At 36.1% G+C, this 18,159-nt stretch carries 19 protein-coding genes and 1 tRNA gene; 8 read left to right on the forward strand and 12 right to left on the reverse strand.

The window, feature by feature from the left end:
- The first annotated feature begins 156 nt into the window (after positions 1 to 156).
- On the forward strand, positions 157 to 639 hold the full coding sequence (gene eco / locus EIY84_RS06645) for a serine protease inhibitor ecotin (protein ID WP_124641476.1): 483 nt from the start codon (positions 157 to 159) through the stop codon (positions 637 to 639).
- A 72-nt stretch (positions 640 to 711) separates the two neighbouring features.
- Here the strand turns inward: eco and EIY84_RS06650 are convergent, their stop codons facing one another.
- From EIY84_RS06650 to EIY84_RS06665, 4 genes are all read right to left on the reverse strand, one after another.
- Positions 712 to 1,080, reverse strand: a complete 369-nt coding sequence (locus EIY84_RS06650; protein WP_124641479.1) for a putative zinc-binding protein — start codon at positions 1,078 to 1,080, stop codon at positions 712 to 714.
- Positions 1,081 to 1,184: 104 nt separating this feature from the next.
- Positions 1,185 to 3,473 (reverse strand): NADP-dependent malic enzyme, encoded by a 2,289-nt coding sequence (locus tag EIY84_RS06655; protein ID WP_124641481.1) that lies wholly within the window; start codon positions 3,471 to 3,473, stop codon positions 1,185 to 1,187.
- Between the two features lie 72 nt (positions 3,474 to 3,545).
- Positions 3,546 to 4,412: a BadF/BadG/BcrA/BcrD ATPase family protein gene (locus EIY84_RS06660; RefSeq protein ID WP_124641483.1), complete on the reverse strand. Its 867-nt coding sequence runs from the start codon at positions 4,410 to 4,412 to the stop codon at positions 3,546 to 3,548.
- Between the two features lie 120 nt (positions 4,413 to 4,532).
- Positions 4,533 to 4,820: a hypothetical protein gene (locus EIY84_RS06665; RefSeq protein WP_241154746.1), complete on the reverse strand. Its 288-nt coding sequence runs from the start codon at positions 4,818 to 4,820 to the stop codon at positions 4,533 to 4,535.
- 165 nt (positions 4,821 to 4,985) lie between these two features.
- On the opposite strand from EIY84_RS06665, the gene EIY84_RS06670 reads away from it, so the two are divergent.
- The 4 genes from EIY84_RS06670 to EIY84_RS06685 are packed head-to-tail and all read left to right on the forward strand — an operon-like array spanning position 4,986 to position 8,777.
- Positions 4,986 to 5,444, forward strand: coding sequence for a GtrA family protein (locus EIY84_RS06670; RefSeq protein ID WP_124641485.1), 459 nt, complete (start codon positions 4,986 to 4,988; stop codon positions 5,442 to 5,444).
- Between the two features lie 39 nt (positions 5,445 to 5,483).
- Positions 5,484 to 6,215 (forward strand): lysophospholipid acyltransferase family protein, encoded by a 732-nt coding sequence (locus tag EIY84_RS06675; RefSeq protein ID WP_124641487.1) that lies wholly within the window; start codon positions 5,484 to 5,486, stop codon positions 6,213 to 6,215.
- Positions 6,216 to 6,253: 38 nt separating this feature from the next.
- A complete protein-coding gene (locus EIY84_RS06680) occupies positions 6,254 to 7,699 on the forward strand; it encodes an MFS transporter (RefSeq protein WP_124641489.1) in 1,446 nt (481 codons plus the stop codon).
- Complete coding sequence (locus tag EIY84_RS06685; RefSeq protein WP_124641491.1) at positions 7,689 to 8,777, forward strand: DUF3810 domain-containing protein; 1,089 nt, start codon at positions 7,689 to 7,691, stop codon at positions 8,775 to 8,777. The genes EIY84_RS06680 and EIY84_RS06685 overlap by 11 nt, the downstream gene beginning before the upstream one ends.
- Positions 8,778 to 9,492: 715 nt before the next feature.
- On the opposite strand, the gene EIY84_RS06690 is transcribed toward EIY84_RS06685, so the two are convergent.
- The 7 genes from EIY84_RS06690 to greA all read right to left on the reverse strand — a co-directional run bounded on the left by EIY84_RS06690 (position 9,493) and on the right by greA (position 15,470).
- A tRNA-Met gene (locus EIY84_RS06690) sits at positions 9,493 to 9,566 on the reverse strand.
- Between the two features lie 40 nt (positions 9,567 to 9,606).
- The gene (locus tag EIY84_RS06695) at positions 9,607 to 10,905 is read right to left on the reverse strand and encodes a peroxiredoxin family protein (RefSeq protein WP_124641493.1); all 1,299 of its coding nucleotides are present in this window, start codon (positions 10,903 to 10,905) and stop codon (positions 9,607 to 9,609) included.
- Between the two features lie 80 nt (positions 10,906 to 10,985).
- Positions 10,986 to 11,207 carry a signal peptidase gene (locus EIY84_RS06700; protein WP_124641495.1) on the reverse strand — a complete coding sequence of 74 codons (222 nt, stop codon included), beginning with the start codon at positions 11,205 to 11,207 and terminating at the stop codon, positions 10,986 to 10,988.
- Between the two features lie 9 nt (positions 11,208 to 11,216).
- On the reverse strand, positions 11,217 to 13,196 hold the full coding sequence (locus EIY84_RS06705) for a T9SS type A sorting domain-containing protein (RefSeq protein ID WP_124641497.1): 1,980 nt from the start codon (positions 13,194 to 13,196) through the stop codon (positions 11,217 to 11,219).
- 81 nt (positions 13,197 to 13,277) lie between these two features.
- Entirely contained in the window at positions 13,278 to 14,459 is a 1,182-nt protein-coding gene (gene clpX, locus EIY84_RS06710) for an ATP-dependent Clp protease ATP-binding subunit ClpX (RefSeq protein ID WP_124641499.1), read from the reverse strand.
- 136 nt (positions 14,460 to 14,595) lie between these two features.
- The gene (locus tag EIY84_RS06715; protein WP_124641501.1) at positions 14,596 to 14,985 is read right to left on the reverse strand and encodes an HIT family protein; all 390 of its coding nucleotides are present in this window, start codon (positions 14,983 to 14,985) and stop codon (positions 14,596 to 14,598) included.
- Between the two features lie 14 nt (positions 14,986 to 14,999).
- Positions 15,000 to 15,470, reverse strand: a complete 471-nt coding sequence (gene greA / locus EIY84_RS06720) for a transcription elongation factor GreA (RefSeq protein WP_124641504.1) — start codon at positions 15,468 to 15,470, stop codon at positions 15,000 to 15,002.
- A 103-nt stretch (positions 15,471 to 15,573) separates the two neighbouring features.
- Between greA and EIY84_RS06725 the strand changes: the two genes are divergently transcribed.
- The 3 genes from EIY84_RS06725 (at position 15,574) to EIY84_RS06735 (ending at position 17,325) form a co-directional block, all read left to right on the forward strand.
- Positions 15,574 to 16,023 carry a hypothetical protein gene (locus EIY84_RS06725; RefSeq protein WP_124641506.1) on the forward strand — a complete coding sequence of 150 codons (450 nt, stop codon included), beginning with the start codon at positions 15,574 to 15,576 and terminating at the stop codon, positions 16,021 to 16,023.
- Positions 16,024 to 16,026: 3 nt separating this feature from the next.
- On the forward strand, positions 16,027 to 16,476 hold the full coding sequence (dtd, locus tag EIY84_RS06730) for a D-aminoacyl-tRNA deacylase (RefSeq protein WP_124641508.1): 450 nt from the start codon (positions 16,027 to 16,029) through the stop codon (positions 16,474 to 16,476).
- Between the two features lie 72 nt (positions 16,477 to 16,548).
- Complete coding sequence (locus EIY84_RS06735; RefSeq protein ID WP_124641510.1) at positions 16,549 to 17,325, forward strand: FKBP-type peptidyl-prolyl cis-trans isomerase; 777 nt, start codon at positions 16,549 to 16,551, stop codon at positions 17,323 to 17,325.
- A gap of 43 nt (positions 17,326 to 17,368) precedes the next feature.
- Here EIY84_RS06735 and EIY84_RS06740 read toward each other — a convergent pair whose 3' ends face one another.
- Positions 17,369 to 18,133 (reverse strand): enoyl-CoA hydratase/isomerase family protein, encoded by a 765-nt coding sequence (locus EIY84_RS06740; RefSeq protein WP_124641512.1) that lies wholly within the window; start codon positions 18,131 to 18,133, stop codon positions 17,369 to 17,371.
- Positions 18,134 to 18,159 lie beyond the last annotated feature (26 nt).

Here is an 18,159-nt window from a genome sequence, read left to right on the forward strand (position 1 = left end):
GAACGCTTGGATAGATAGCTTTAAAGCGCTATTAATACGATATGAAACTAAAGAAAAACATTGGAGGGATTTTCATCTGCTCGCATTCTGTTGTATTTTGATTAGGAAACATTAAACAAGTTCATTGTTTAAATTAAATATCTAAAATTAATTCCGATGAAAAAATTAGCATTATTTTTAGCCGCTTTTGCATTTGCCACTCCTGCTTTTGCACAAAAAAAAGTTACAAAAGACATACAATCTGAAATTAAAATGTTTCCTAAAGCCAAACCGGGATACAAGCAAGTGTACATCAAAGTTCCTGCGATGAAAAATGAAAACGACTATAAAGTAGAAGTTTTTGCAGGAAAAACCATGTTGGTCGATTGCAACAACCATAGAATGATGGGCGACATTGATGACAAAAACCTTGATGGTTGGGGTTATACCTATTATGAGGTAGAAAGCAACGGACAATCTACAAGCACCATGATGGGATGTCCGGATCAGACAAAAACAAAAAAATTCATCTATATGCAACCGGAATTGTTGAGATACAACAGCAAATTGCCCATCGTAATCTACGCTCCGAAGGATATGGAAGTAAAATATAGAATTTGGAAAGCCGATTCAAAATTCCAAAATTCGAAATCGCTTTAATTCATATTAACTATTTTTCAAAATAAAACCGTTGCACTCCATGTACAACGGTTTTTATTTAACTATATTCACTCAGATTTCAGAGATCATTTTTTCTATTTCTTGAATGAGTTCTTGAGCTTGTTCTGGATCAAAATCTTCGTGTTGAGATTTTTTCACACCTAATTTTGACAAGTCGATATGAATATCCGGTTGGATGTCGTGGTTATTGAGACAAGCTTTGGAGCAGGTTAAAGGACAACCGTCAATCACGATCATTTTTCTTTGAGATTTGGCTGTTTTCACCAACTTTTTCACATTGCCGCCAACTCCTGCAATGCACGACATTTCTGCCACTTGCATTCTATCCAATTTTATAGCAATGTAATTGGCCATTTGTGCCGCACTTGAACACCCTGAACAAGAATACACCAAGGGAAGATCTTGATATTTCGTCTTCATTATACCTTATTTTTCTAACAGGACAAATTTATCCTTTTATATTGAGATAAACGAAATAATACCAAAAAATCCGCCAAATAAGTTTGACGGATTCTATATTAAAATTAACCTTGTTCTCTTCGTTGTGCGTCCAACACGGCAATGGTTGCGAGATTTACAATTTCATCAACGCTTGCACGCATCTGTATTACATGCACCGGTTGTTTCAGTCCCATCAAGATTGGACCAACGACCTGTGCGACCTTCATCCCTCGAATAATTTTATACGAAAGATTGGCGCTTTCTAGGTTTGGAAAGATGAAAGTATTGGCGGGTGTATTTCCTAATTTAGAGAAGGAATAATCCTGAAGTTGATCCGGATTCATGGCAAAGTCCGGTTGAATTTCGCCATCTACAATCATTTTAGGGAATTTTTCGTGTAAAACTTTTACCGCTTTAGCCATTTTTTTGGAAGTCTCGGAATTGTTGGAGAAGTTTTCATACGACAACATTGCAATTCTCGGTTCTACACCAAAGGTTTTAACGGTTAGCTCAGCCATTTTTGCAATACTCACCAACTCGTCCACATTGGGATTGGGTTGTATGGCGGCATCGGCAAAGAAATATTGTTTTTTATCGCTCAGGATCATCATCATGGCGGCAATTTTATCGACACTGTTGTCTTTTTCTATCACTTCCATAACCGGTTTCAGTACGGTTCTGTAGTTTTTAGAATATCCCACAACCAATGCATCGGTATCGCCATGCTTCAGCATAAGAGGTCCAAAATAATCCCTTTGTCTTACCAATCTTTTTGCGATATACTCGTTCACACCTTTTCGGCTACGAAGCTCCCAAAGGGTTTTACGATACTTTGCTCTACATTCTTTAGACTCGTCGCTGTTGGGGTCAATAATGGGTACATTGATATCGATCCCAAATTCTTCCATTTTTTGTTTGATGAATTTTTCCTCACCTAACAAAATGGGCTTAGCAATTCCTTCTTCCAATAAAATTTGAGCCGCTTTCAGCACATTATATTCTTCGGCATTTCCTAGAGTTACTCTTTTAGGATTGGCTTTTGCACGGTTTTGCATCATTCGGATCAGTTTTTCATCACGACCCATTCTATCCAATAAAGCATTTTCATACGCTGCGAAATCTTCAATGGGTTTACCAGCTACTCCACTGTCCATAGCTGCTTTTGCCACTGCGATAGATACTCTTGTCAGCAATCTGTTGTCAAAAGGTTTTGGAATAAAATACTCTCGACCGAAGGACAACTGCTTAAGATTATAGGCCAGGATTACCATTTCCGGTACCGGTTCTTTGGCCAAATTGGCAATTGCACGAACGGCAGCCAACTTCATCTCTTCATTGATGGTGGACGATTGCACATCCAAAGCACCACGGAAAATATAAGGAAAACCAAGTACATTGTTCACCTGGTTAGGAAAATCGCTTCGCCCTGTTGCCATGATCACATCTTTTCTGGTACTGATGGCCAGGTCATAATCAATTTCTGGAGTCGGATTGGCAAGTCCAAAAACAATAGGATTTTCGGACATGGAAAGCAACATTTCAGGACTCATAACATCTCCTTTAGAAAGCCCAACAAAAACATCGGCGCCCTTCACGGCATCTTCTAAAGTGTCGATATCGGTATCTACTGCGAAGTCTATTTTTTCAGGAGTAAGGTTGCTTCTTTTTTTATTGATCACCCCTTTGGAGTCGCACATTAAAATATTCTGAGCTTGCAAACCAAGCGCCATATACAGTTTGGTACAAGCAATGGCTGCCGCTCCGGCGCCATTAACCACGACTTTTACTTCTTCAATTTTTTTCCCGGCAAGCTCTAAAGCATTGAGCAATGCAGCAGCAGAAATAATTGCGGTACCGTGTTGATCATCGTGCATCAAAGGAATGTCCAACTCTTCCTTCAGGCGGTTTTCTATGTAAAAAGCTTCAGGAGCTTTGATATCTTCCAAATTAATTCCGCCAAAAGTAGGTGCAATTCCTTTTACGATATCTATAAATTTGTCCGGATCCTTTTCGTTGATTTCGATGTCAAATACATTGATATCTGCAAAAATTTTGAACAACAAACCTTTTCCTTCCATCACAGGTTTTGAAGCTTCGGCACCGATATCGCCCAAACCAAGAACGGCTGTACCGTTAGAAATTACGGCAACCAAATTTCCTTTTCCGGTATATTCGTAGGCCGTTTTAGGATCCTTTTCTATTTCTAAACAAGGGATGGCTACACCAGGCGAATACGCCAATGACAAATCTCTTGCGGTAGAATGGGGTTTGGAAGGTATTACCTCTATTTTCCCTTTGGGTTCCATTTGGTGGTATTCCAAAGCGGCTTTATTAAAATTTTTCTCGTCTCTATTGTTATTATATTCAGGCATAATGATTATTATGGGTTAATGAATTTAGTTAACTGAAATGTTTTTGCTTCAAACAAAAGCGGACAAAGTTAGCTAATCTAAAATATCCGACAAAAGATAATTGACATGATAATTCACCAAACTTTCTATGGGCTTTTTGACAACTGTACCCACTTTTAGGTTGAGATCGGCGGCGGCAGCTCGAATTATATCTTCATAAATGTAGGACACAAAACCTATGAAATTAATTTCGACAATGGAAGCTTCTGGATAGGGAAGTACTTGGTATTCAAAAAAATGTTTCATTTCTTCGAAAACTAAATTTTGAAAATAGGGATGTTCTTTTCTTTCTGAAATAAATTGATTGAACTCTCCTAAATATGCATTGGCTCTAGGATTGTGATACATATTTTTCAGGGCATCTTCTATGGTCAAATGATAGGTGGCAACAAATTCTTGTTCCAGATCGTGAGGAAGTTTTTTCATGAAGAACTTCTTCAGTAAAAGTTTTCCGAAAGCCGATCCGCTTCCTTCATCGCCTATTAAAAATCCAAGTGAAGGCAAATCTCTACGAATGGAGATGCCATCAAAATAACAAGAATTGGATCCTGTGCCCAAAATACAAACAATTGCCGGATGTCCGGTGTAGGCAGCATAAGCCGCAGCCGTCATATCTTCTTTGACCGTAACTTTAGCATTGCTGAAGAATTTCTGAAATTCTTGGTACACCATCGCTGCATTTCTATCGATACCGCAACCCGAACCGTAAAAAAACAAATGCGATATTTTGAATTTTATGTGTTCGATTTCAGGATTTTTTGCCAATTCAACCGAAATAAGTTCCGCTTGAATGATGTTGGGATTGAATCCTGTAGTTGTTGTCCTTTGTACGATTTCTCCTTTACGATCCAAGATTACCCAATCGCACTTTGTAGAGCCACCATCGACTATTGCAATCATATTTTACGAGTTTTGATGTGCTAAAATAGGGAAATATTCAGTAAATGTCTTCAAAGAAAGAACCGTTTGTCAAAATTGGTTCAAGAATTAACTGAAAAATTCTGATCACGCACTATAAAACTACTGCTCTTCACCTTGCAACCAATGCTCTATTTGCTCTTCAAGATAATTGGTTTGCAACCGGAAAGAGTCTAAAAAATCATCGGTTACCGAAGTTTTTTCTTCGTTTTCTAGATCCCACAATTCTTCGGACATACATTCGTATTCGGTGTACATCCTTTTAAATTGGTTGTTGTTTTGCTCCAACTCTTGGATTTTTTTTTGCTGAAACTGAAACTTTCTATAGGGTCTGGAGTTTTTCATGTCAAATAAGTCGTTAAAATTATTTATTAATAGTAAATTTTTCACACAATTCTTTACTTAATTGCATTGTTTTCATACAATTTAGTCTTAATATCAATACATTTCATTTGGATAGTTAAAATTATTAATTATTTCCACATGCCAACTTTTTTTATAAAACTTTAATCAAACTTTAACATTTAATTATAAATTTGCAGTCCTATTCGTTTTATGAAAAAACTATTACTCAGACAGAAACAGGTATTGCTTTTTATCCTTGCTGGAGGGCTAAGCGCTATCATAGAAATAGGAACTTTCAAACTATTCAGCAGCATTATCCCTCAATATTTCCCACAAGAAACCAACCTTTGGGGCATACACTTTCCTTTCAGCAACATACTCTCTACCACATGCGGCATTGTATCGAATTATTTTTTCAGCATTTGGTTTGTGTTTGAAAGGGGCAAGCATTCAAAAAGAAGAGAATTTGTTTATTTCATGGGATTGTCGGCAGCATCTACCCTTTTTAGTTTAGCATTTTTTCAGTTGTTTTTCAGATACATCTTCCACACTTATTTGGATTTGGTATTTTTCACTTTTAGCCAAGAAATGTTGAGTAAAATTGCTGCCATAGTTGTGGTCTCTGTTTTAAACTATTCCTTAAAAAAAAGAATCATTTTCAACGGGTAAATATCAATAAATTTGATATTTTTGAGTTTTTCTTAAAAGATGATTGCAAAAACACTTAACTACCTTTGGAGGATTTGGTTTATTTTATTGGCCTTTGTATTACTCCTCATCTGTTTTGTACCTGTATTTTTACTTTCGTTTAAAAAAAAACATTACCAATACGCCTATTGGTGGATGCGATTGTTCTGCCTGATCCTATTCTACGGGATGGGTTTTCGTTATACTTTTCAATCGTTGACGGAGAAGAAAATAGATCCGAAATTGCAGTATGTGATTATCGCCAATCATACCTCCATCATGGACATCATGCTTACCGTAGTACTTTTCCCACACCATCCCTTGTGTTTTGTTGGTAAAAAAGAATTGGAAAAAATACCTCTGTTTGGGATGATTTACAAAAGAATTTGTGTTTTGGTTGACAGAAGCTCTCCCAGAAGCCGAGCCAGAGTGTACCAACTTTGTTCTGACCGCATGGACGAGGGCGACAGCATTGTGATTTTCCCAGAAGGCGGTGTCCCGGACGATACGACTGTCATCTTGGACAATTTCAAAGACGGGCCGTTTATTTTGGCCCACAAACATAAACATCCTTTGGTCGTTTTGACCTATGTTGGTCTAAAAGAACGATTTCCGTTTGACAACGGTAAGGGAAAACCTGGAAAAATAAAAGTATTTCTAAATGACATCCTTGAGCCCACACCAACAGCTTCTGAACTAAAAAAGGATTCTTTTGATAAAATATTAACAATTTTAAATAAATATTATCAATAAAATAATATTTTTGCATAACATTAAATTAAACAATAAACATGTCAGATTATTCTAAGCAAACCAATTGGGGGCAATTCATACCTCTTGTTACGGTTTTTTTCTTTTGGGGATTTGTTGCAGCCAGTAACGATATTTTAATTCCGGTTTTCAAAAAAGAGTTCAATCTCAGCCAAGGGCAGAGCCAATTGGTATCTTTGGCCTTCTACATTGCTTATACGGTAGGTTCACTCATCTATATGTTTATTTCAAAAGGCATCAAACAAGATTTGATCAACAAAATCGGTTACAAAAACGGGTTAATCTACGGTTTGCTGATCTCCGCATCCGGGACTTTGTTGTTTTATCCTGCAGCCAATATGGGATCGTTCGTCTTAATGATTACCGGACTTTTTATAGTTGGCCTAGGATTTTCATTACAACAAATTGTCGCCAACCCTCTTTCCATAGAGGTTGGTCCAAAAGAAACCGGCTCACAGCGATTGACCATGGCCGGAGGAATTAACAATCTTGGAACGACAATTGGACCGTTAATTGTGTCTTTTGCAATCTTTGGATCTGCAACTGCCAGCAACACAGAAGCCAGTATAGAATCGGTAAAAATCCCGTATCTAATTCTTGGAGTTGCCTTTATTTTGGTTGCAATTTTATTAAAATTCTCCTCACTTCCTGCCGTAAGGCCAACCAATTTGGAAAATACAGACGACAAAGAAGAAGGACATCACAAAACCTCGGCACTTCAGTATCCGCAATTAATTTTAGGGATGATTGCCATATTCCTTTATGTTGGTGTTGAAGTATCAACAGCCAGTAACCTACCGGCATATATGGAGAACAGTTTGGGATTCGAAACCAAAGAGATTGCTCCTTTCGTATCTTTATATTGGGCTTCTTTGATGATTGGCCGATGGACAGGAGCCGTTGAAGCTTTCGATTTCAGTTTAAATCTAAAAAAAGTTTTAAGATTTCTAGCTCCGTACTTGGCTTTTTCAGTGTTTTTATTGGTTAATGCCATTGCAAAGCACGATTTGTCTCATTTTTATGTGTACGGATGGATTATTTTAGCCATTATTATTTGCGACATCTTAAGCAAGGGCAACCCAGCAAGAATGTTGCTTATATTTTCGATTGCCGGCATTACAGCACTGATTATTGGGATGATGAGCAGCGGAATGACTTCCGTATATGCATTTACCAGCGTTGGGCTTTTCTGTTCTACACTTTGGCCATGTATTTTTGCTTTGGCCATAAACGGATTAGGAAAACACACCAACCAAGGATCCGGATTGTTGATTATGATGATTATGGGAGGTGGGTTTATCTCTTGGCTACAAGGAACGATAGCCGATGCAACCAGCATACATTTTTCTTATATTGTTGGGGTTATTTGTTTTGCTTACCTCGCGTTTTACGCCATACAGGTTACAAAAATCTTAAAAAAACAAGGAATAGAATTAGAAAATGCCAGCGTAAAAAATGGACATTAAAAACACATATTTTAAATACAATACATTAATTTGGGCAGGTCTTTTACTTGCCCAAATTTGTTTCTTTTACTTCATATCGAAAAGTCAAAAATTATTAAGTTTTCACATTTATTTTTTTGAATGGCAAAAGGCCGTCCATCAGAAGATATTTTCATGGATCCCTTTCTCCATCGGAGATGTATTTTACATCATTTTAGGAGTATACATTCTGGGCATCTTCATAAAGTCATTTAAAAATAGAAAGAAATCCTTCAAACAGATTTGTATTTTATTGAACATCTGCTACCTCATCTATCAACTCATTTGGGGCTTGTTGTATTTTCAACCACCGATTATTGAAAAACTGCCTGAAGGTAAAAGCAACTTGAATGACATAAAAAGATTAACTGAAATATATTTTAATAAATGCATTGCCGATCGAGCCTTGATCCACGAGAATCATGCTGGAGTTTTTAAAATTAAAAATATAGACTCTATAAAAAAAGAGATATTAAACTCACAAAAATCAATTCCAAAAAAATTAATCAACCTATCAACTACGGAAGTAAAAAGTATAAAACCCAGTCTATTTGCAGAGTTCATGAGCTATACCGGTATTTTGGGTTATTACAATCCTTTTACCGCCGAGGCGCAGTTCAATAACAATATCCCAGACACACAAATCCCTTTTACCCTGTCCCATGAAAGCGCACATCAGCTTGGTATTGCAAGAGAAGAAGAAGCCAATTTTGCAGCATTTTTAATGGGAAAAAACAGCCAAAACAATGAACTGAGGTACAGCACCCATTATTTTGTTCTGAAAAACCTATTAATTCATCTACAAAATTACGACCCGGAGTATGTAAAGAAAATGGTATCTGAATTTCCTGTTGGGCTAGAGAAAGATTTTATGGAAGAAAAAGCGTTCTATAAAAAGCATGAAGGCTTATTAAACACTGTATTTTACACCACCAATGACTGGTTTCTAAAAAGCAATCAACAAGATGGAAGCATTAGTTATTCGTACTTCATAGAACTCTTCATCAGGTACGAAACAAAAGAACTGCGTTTCACAACGCAGTTCCAAAAACACAAATGATGAAAAAAAAATTTATTGCTTTAAGAACAATAGCTTTAAAGCACTCCAAAATTACAACATATATTCATATCTTCCAAATAAAAAATATGAATGAAAATTATAGCATTTCCTTAATTAAGACTTTTTCATCCTTATGACAGAACTATTCAAACTAATTATCTTTTTTCATTTGAAATAATTCATTAAAACCTCAATTAAGAGGTATTATATTTTTTTGATAAAATTAAATAAAAAAAGAATCACGTTTCACAACGCAATTCCAAAACACAAATGATGAAAAAAAATTTATAGTCTGGAAATATTTAACTATCCCCATTTGACTACAGCAAATATAAAAGAAATAATGAACAAAACAAATAGTTTTATCAAAAATATTCAAAGAAAAAATAAATAATTAGGAACATATGATTCAGAACACAAAAGCTCAGACCGTACTATTTTCATCAAAACACGAATAATTTAGAATAGACTCATTATTTAACCTCCCTCAACGAGTATAAAATAAGCATAAGAATATCACAAGTAAGAAAAATAGTATTTTATAAACATGATCTGCAAATTTCATTTCGTTTTTACACAAAGAATTAAATTTTCACATTACCAAAAAATAGGAAGTACTGTAGAACGACTATTCGAATACCTGGTACTGAAACTTGGCCGATATTCATCAAAATAAGAAACAAAAAAAGACTTCCTAAATATAGAAAGTCCTTTGTAGCGAAGACGGGAATTGAACCCGTGACCTCAGGGTTATGAATCCTGCGCTCTAACCAACTGAGCTACCTCGCCTCGGTTTTGAGTGGTGCAAATGTAGAAACTTTTTTTTAATCTACAAAGCTTTTTTTAAATTAAAATACTTCAAAACATCCTGAACATGGTCAGGTTTATCAACAATCTTATTATTTTCATCCAGAATGAAGAATGTTGGCGTTGCATGCACATTATAGGTTTGTACAAATTCGCTATTCCAACCTTTTAGTTCTGAAGTATTTACCCATGGAAACACAGAAGCTTTTTGCAAATACACCGCTTTATCAGCATCTAATGAAAAAGCGATAACTTCGATATTCATTTTTTTCAAATTATTATACTCTGCATATAAAACTGGCAATTCCGTCTCACAATGCGAGCAAGTCGATGACCAAAAAACGATTACTTTATGCTTTGCTTTAACTTGATGCAAAGATTTCTCATTAGAATTTAGTGTATTTTGAAAAACATAATCTGGAAACACAGCACCCATCTCTGTATTTTTATTGAGTTTTAAAGTCGTCGCCAACCGGTCGGTTATGGTACACTTAAGATTTGCAGCTTGTGTGAGGTACTTTTCCTTTAGAGCCGACATCCCGTACACATCAAACAGATCGATCAATTCTGATAACACCACCTGACCTCTAGTTGTTTCTACATTTAATTTTAAAAGCAGTTTGTCTATAGCTGAGTCCACATTGGTTTTAGAACCGGAATTAAGAAACAACAGTAAAATTGGCCTTAGTAACGATGAACTTTCGAGATAATCACTTGAGTTTATTATAAAATGCGCCAGATCATCTTGAGAATTTATTTTACCCGCTGGATCTTTAAGTACATATTTATGATAATTAGTATTATAATACGCTACAAAAGGGTGGGAAGCAGCATCTATATCCATTTTACCATTAAGACGGTTTATTTCCTTGTCTATTGCCGTTTTAAAATCTGATTTTTGGGTATAATACTCTCCCATTTGATATAAAGCCGGAAGTATAATTTCTCTTTTCTGTTCAACTTCTTGTACTTGATCCATCAGTTTGTTAGACGCATCATTATAAAATACCTGTTTTATTTTTTGCTGATCCGAATCAAAATTTAAATCAACATTCTTGTTTTCAGAGATCATGTTTAAAGAGGCATTTACTTCAGGGAAATATACTTTGAGCATTCCTGTATATGCTTGTGGCACAGAAAAAGACCATTGGTTATTCTTTTTTATGGTTTTACCAACAATAACATCCTTAGACCCACTAAGCGTGTACAATATAGCTTCTTTAGCAGAAAACTTCTCTGGTGCTTTGACATCCACTTTAAACTGAGAAAATAGTGTCAAACTCATTAATCCAAATAATCCCGTAAATATTTTTCTTTTCATTTTTAATACTTAATTTTCTAATTTGTAAATATAAAAAAACCCACAGTAAACTATGGGTTTTATAATAGAATTAACAAACTTTATGCTTTATTAATTTTCATTCGTTTGGTAAAAACTAAGATTAGAACAAAAGCAACAAATCCTAGAATTAACAAATACATATCAATCGGCGATGCTGGTGCACCTGGTGTTGTCGGACCGCCCCCCCCTGATGGTGGTGGTGGTGGTGCTTTATAAAAGTCAACACAAAATACTATAGCCAGTAAACTAAGAAATAGTTTATTAAATATTTTTTTCATCATAATGGTATTTTATCTTATTATTTTCGCATTTACTTTTACTCCACTCTCAGATATTACGGAAACAACATATGCTTTATTTCCTCTTGCCAATTCAATAACAAAATCTTTATTTGCATTAACTTTATTAGAAGTAATTACCAATTTACCACTCATATCATACACTTTAACATCCGCAGTTTTCCAACTTGGGTCAAATCTCACAATAAAGTTATCAATTTCAGGGTTATAAATTACTTTAGTTCTTGAGTGCTTAACATCAGCATCATTTACTGCTAGCGAACTTGTCGGTGCTCCGTAGTACAAACTAACATCGCTTCCTATGGTAGGGTTAACCGTTACAGGTATTGTTTGACCTTGTGTAATTTGCTGTGCCGTACCATTTTCTAATTTATAATAAAACGCTAAACCGGTAGACAATAAAGATGAACCCATTGGAATGTATTGACCTTCTTCTTTTACCCAAAACCTAAGTGATTTCACTAATGAACCGTACAAGGCCATTGGAATTGCTTTCCCCGTAAAATTAAGTTCATTTGCTTCGTTGATATACAACCAATAAGCACTGTTATAATTCAAGTCGTAACCTCCATTTACAGGATCTTCTTCAAAAGTTCCAATTACATTAGTATTTGCTGCGGCAACCTGCATTGTCGTATTACTCGAGTGTCCGGTAACCGCATTGGGAGTCACCACATAGTAAGTTCTTCCGATTTCTTTCCCAAATTCATCAAGGGCAGCAACCGCCAACTCTTTAGTTGTTCCAGGATTATTTGTTCTGGATGCAGTAACATCATAAGTTGATGCCGTTCTAGGTAGATATCCGAATCTTCTTAAATTATCAAAATTAATAGAAGAACCCGCATTGTTATTTTTTAATTTAATAGAAAAAACACTCATCGGTCTAATAACTGCCCAATCGGAGTCTCCAACCAATGAAGATCCACTCCAAGTTACAAATTTAAACAAACCAGAACCACCACCTACACTTGGAGAATAGGAAACTGTTCCTTCTGATTGTTCTAAACGAATTCCGTAAATATTGGGTATGTAATTAGGATCTCCACTTACAAAAAGTCCTTTCAAATCCAAATTGGTCATATAAGGATTACCAAATTGGTACAAGTTTCTACCGTAATTACCTTGCCAAGCAGTTCCTCCAATTGCAGCTTGCAATTCAAAACCATCTTGAACATAAGTATTGTACTTTTCGTTATAGGCATTAATATTATTACCTCCTGCTCCCCAAACTATTCCATTACCCGCGTTTTGCAATGTAACAGAGGTTGAGTTATTCGCATAAGGTCTACCAACAATGGTTTTTACATTATTAAAATTAATTGAAGTGTTTTTATTCCCTAAAATATAGTAAGCTGAAGGATCCGATGTCAATGTTGCAATAGGAGCTCCATCAAAAACCACATTGGCATTATTGTACTTCAATATTTCATTCATCGACCATCTTTGATCGGCAAAAGTCTTATTCAATTCAGTACCAGAGGATAAAGATTTCAATTCTTTACCGAAAAATGGCATTGCTACCTGTTGATAAGTACCGTGATTCACATTGGCGTGTTCTTGGTTGACAACCCCTTGTACATTCGCTTGAGTTAATCCTTGAACATACAATTGTCCGTAGGTGTATTGATCAGGAAGCAATGAGTTATTAGGCAAAGCATAATTGGCAGGCGTATTCAGTTTATTCTCAAAAACACCTCCTGCATTATAACCACTTCCTGTAGTATATACTCGATTGTTTCCAGAAGCGTCCAATGTTTTGAAAACATCAGTACTTGTCCCCACCAACATCACATCTCCATGGTTTTCCCAATTACCTGTATCTTTCAATTGAAGACCTCCACCGTTGTAAAACAAGGCTCCTTTACCAACATATACCTTCCCCGCTTTGTCCACATGGGTGAGTACTTGCGCTTGTGCTAAAGCTGACAGTCCTATTGTCAGAAGACCGATAGCAAATAAAATTCTTTTCATTTCAATATGTATTTGTGTTAATAACTACACTATATTCCACTGACAAATTTACTCATATTTTTGAAAATCACAAAAATATTTTCATATTTTCACATTATCCTTTGTTAAAATGATTTCATCTACTTCATCAATATTGAACATATACTCTTCCAATACTTTTTCAGTAGTACCTCTTAATCCTCTTGCTCCAAGTCCTTTTTCAATGGTTTCTTCTACAATTTTTTCAATGGCTTCATCAGAAAATTCGAGTTTTACCCCATCCATTTTGAACAATTCTACAAATTGATTAACGATAGAGTTTTTGGGCTCTTTCATAATTCTCACCATCGTTTCTTTGGTTAGTTTATCCAAATAAGTAATGATAGGGAAACGCCCTAAAAGCTCCGGTATCAATCCAAAAGAGCGAAGATCTATCGCATTAATCTGACTTAAAATATACTCTTCTTCGTCGGTTTTATTGATTTTTTCAGAAGAAAATCCAATCGCTTGCTTGTTCAGTCTTCTTTCGATGATTTCTTTGATCCCGTCAAAAGCACCTCCAGCAATAAACAGAATATTCTGCGTATTTACCTGAATGTATTTTTGATCCGGATGCTTCCTTCCTCCTTGTGGTGGCACATTAACAATGCTTCCTTCCAAAAGCTTCAACAACCCTTGCTGAACGCCCTCCCCAGAAACATCTCTTGTTATACTTGGATTGTCCGATTTTCTAGCAATTTTATCAATTTCATCAATGAAAACAATACCTTTTTCTGCTTTTTCCACATCGTAGTCGGCTACCATCAAAAGTCTGGACAAAATACTTTCCACATCCTCACCCACATAACCCGCTTCTGTAAGTATGGTCGCATCTACGATACAAAACGGAACATTCAATTCTTTGGCTATGGTTTTGGCTAAAAGTGTTTTACCTGTACCGGTCTCACCAATCATGATGATGTTGGACTTTTCAATTTCTACCTCTCTATTTTCATCTGCAGCATGCAACAATCTTTTGTAATGGTTATACACTGCGATAGACAATTGTTTTTTCGCCTGATCTTGCCCAATAACATAATGATCTAAAAAAGTTTTGATCTCTTTGGGTTTCTTTAGATCTGCCAAACTTTTTGCAGGAGCAAATCCGGACTTAGAATTGTTTTCTAAAACGATGGAATGCGCTTGCTCTATACAGTTTTCACAAATAAAGCCATTTTGTCCCGAAACCAGCATTTGTACATCTTTTCTTTTTCGTCCACAAAATGAACATTGATTTGAATTCATATAATTATTAATGATATTATTATTTACCCACCACAATCCGTGGAATCTGGATTCAATTATTCTACAAAATTATTAAAAAAATATCTTTCCGTTAGGCCATTAACAATAAAAACCAGAGGTTAGTCTGGTTTTTATTTTAGTAATTTAGTATCTTATTTTGAATTTCAACATATTCTGAATCACTAAATTTCAATCTTGAATTAGCAAAATTAAGATCTGCCATTTTTTCTATAGGCACCAGATGGATATGAGCATGCGGCACTTCTAAACCGACCACTGCGACAGCAATTCTTTTGTCGGGATAGGTCTTTTGCAATTTTTTCGCTACTTGTTGCGCATAACCCCACAAATTTTTAAAATCTTCATTTTCCAAATCAAAAATCAGATCCACCTCTTGTTTTGGGATTACTAAAGTGTGCCCTTCAACCAAAGGCATTGCATCCAAAAAAGCCAAGTGCTTTTCGTCTTCGGCAATTTTATAAGAAGGAATATCGCCTTTTATAATTTTTGTGAAAATGCTGCTCATATCAATTTGTGAATTTACAATAAAATTTCTAAAACTTCGAAAGAAAGTTTATTTCCATTGGGCAAGGAAATCTCAGCCGTCTCACCGACCGCTTTTCCCAACAATCCCTTTGCAATTGGTGTATTAATAGATATTTTACCCGATTTCAAATCACTCTCATTATCCGGAACCAAGGTGAATTTTTGCTCGGCTTTGGTAGCGTTATTCATCAATCGAACCGTGGTCAATATGGAAACCTTTGATGTGTCCAATTGTGTTTCATCAATTACTTTAGAATTGGCGATCATATCCTTCAGTTTAGAAATTTTCATTTCCAACATGCCTTGTGCTTCTTTTGCTGCATCGTATTCAGCATTTTCCGACAAGTCGCCTTTATCTCTAGCCTCTGCAATTTGCTGGGTAACTTTTGGTCTTTCTACACGCTCCAATTGTTCTAGTTCTACTTTCATTTTTTCCAGACCTTCATTAGTAACATAAGTTGCCATAATAATAAAATATTTTCAGTGTGTATAAAAAAATAATCCGACATTTGCCGGACAATGTATCTGTTGTTTCAATTTGTTTCACAAAGATATAAATTATTTTCAAATGAAAAAATTAAGCACCTCATTATTCTTTTTATTTTTTTTGATTTTCAGCACCTTAAACCACAGTTCTTGCAGCAGAACCCAAGAAACGGTAAGCTGTTTCCCGGAGGTTAACATACAGGTTATGCTCAACCTAAATCTTCCGGCCTACTATCCTTTGCAAAATGTTGGTGGATGGATCTATGTGAATGAACAAAGCGCCGGAACCCGAGGGCTAATTGTGGTTAGGACTTCAACAGGATTCAAAATTTACGATAGAAATGCGCCACACATTTGTCCGGACAGCAGCACCACATTGGAAGTGAAAGACAACATCAAAATCCTTTGTCCAAAAGACGGTGCCGAATGGATTTTATTGACCGGTCAACCGACGAACATTTCTTCTGTCCCCCCAAAAACCTACCATTATAACTACGACAGCAGTTCGAACATTTTAAATATTTTTAACTAAAACATGAAGGCCGTTATACAACGCGTAAGCGAAGCGCAAGTTAGGGTTGATGGAAAAATTGTTGGCGAGATCCGTCACGGATTGGCTCTACTTATAGGCATTGAAGAGAAAGACACAAAAACCGATGCCGATTGGCTCATACAGAAAATTATTAATCTAAGAGTTTTTGGTGATGAAAAAGGAAAACTAAATCTTTCCGCACTCGATTGCAACGGTGAGATCCTGTGCATCAGCCAATTCACCCTTATTGCCGACTACAAAAAAGGAAACCGTCCTTCCTTTATCCGAGCTGCCAAACTCGATATTGCCATTCCCCTATTTGATTATTTTAAACAAGAAATTTCAAAATCAGGATTAAAAATAGAAAGCGGAATCTTTGGTGCCGATATGAAAGTCTCATTGATTAATGACGGACCGGTCACCATTGTAATGGACAGCCAAACAAAATCGTAATATTTTTTATACCATCTAAAAAAAATCAATATTTTTGTTCACTTTAATAATTCAAATTAACCAATATTATATATGAAAAAGACCGTTCTAGTTTTATCGATTATGGTTAGTGCAATTTCTTGCGCACAAAACTCTAAGACCCCTGAAAAAACAAACATTGCAGCTCTTGATCCAGCAACGATGACCGATGACCAAAAAGTATCGTATTATCTAGGTATGAATGTTGCCGAAAGCTTCAAAAACCAAGGATTAAATGTTGACCCTGAAATTTTTGCACAAGCTTTTAAAGACCAACAAACGGGTGCTAAAAAACTTTTAGACCCTGCTGGCATGAACAGTTTCATGATGGAGTTCTCCAAAAAAATGAACGATAAAAAAATTGCTGAACAAAAAGTAAAAGCCGAAGAAAACCAAAAGAAAGCTGTAGAAATTCTTGAGAAAAACAAGAAAAATCCAGCCATAAAAACGACGGCTTCTGGCTTGCAATACGAAGTTATCAAAAAAGGAACCGGTAAAGAAACTCCAAAAGCATCCGACTTGGTAAAAGTACTTTACACCGGAAAATTACCTGACGGAACGGTTTTCGACTCCACAGACAACAGAGGAAAACAACCTTCTGAATTTGCTTTGGGAGGCGTTATAAAAGGATGGACAGAAGGAATACAATTGATGAACAAAGGTTCTCAGTATCGTTTTTACATCCCTGCTAATTTGGCCTATGGCGACAACGGTGCAGGCGGCGTTATCCCTCCTGGTGCTCTTTTGATTTTTGATGTCGAGTTATTGGACTTCAACTCAGGAAACCCTCCAACTACTCCACCACCACCAGCAACTCCAGCTAAAAAATAAAAAATAAGCCCTATTCTATTTGTCTGAATAGGGCTTTTAAATTTTATTTCGCTCTCAACCTTTCCTTGATGGCGGTGATGTTTTTCTTGGCCGAATCTTCCAAAATCAAACTCGCTGACATGTGTATTCTTGCCGGCATCAGTTCATCAAAATGATCCGTTCCTTCCCAAGATACTTTTTTGATTAACGCCAAAGCATCTTCACTTCTGCTGGATAATCGCGTCATGAATTTTTCCAATTCGGCATCCATTTCTGCAATATCTTTACCTACAAAATGATAAATATTGTGCTGTTCTGCCCAATTTGCAGATCTAAATCCTGCATCGATTGCCATGGCTGAAAACTGAGATTTCCCAATTTTTCTCTCCACATACGGACCGATCACAAAAGGGCCAATTCCTAAATTGATCTCGGTTAAAGCCAAAGCCGAACTTTCGGTGGCAAAGCAATAATCGGCACCGCAAGCAATACCAACGCCACCTCCTGTGGTTTTTCCTTGAACTCTTACCACCACAATTTTCCCACAATTTCTCATGGCGTTCAAAACTTTGGCAAAACCTCCGAAGAATTTTTTAGAAGTTTCAAGGTCTTCAATTTCCAAAAGTTCGTCAAAACTAGCTCCAGCACAAAAAGCTTTCTCACCAGCCGATTTCAACAAAATGGCTTTCACTTCTTTTTTTGCACCTTCTTCCAAAATGGTGGTAGCTAATTTTTCTAAAATTGCTCCCGGCAAAGCGTTACTTTTCGCAGTCCCAAAGGTAATTTCGGCAATGTTATTCTTAAATTCTGATTGTACAAAATCTTCCATATTTTTCTTTTAGTTCTTATAATTTT

The sequence above is a fragment of the Amniculibacterium aquaticum genome (assembly GCF_003852705.1).
Classification (GTDB): Bacteria; Bacteroidota; Bacteroidia; order Flavobacteriales; family Weeksellaceae; genus Amniculibacterium; species Amniculibacterium aquaticum.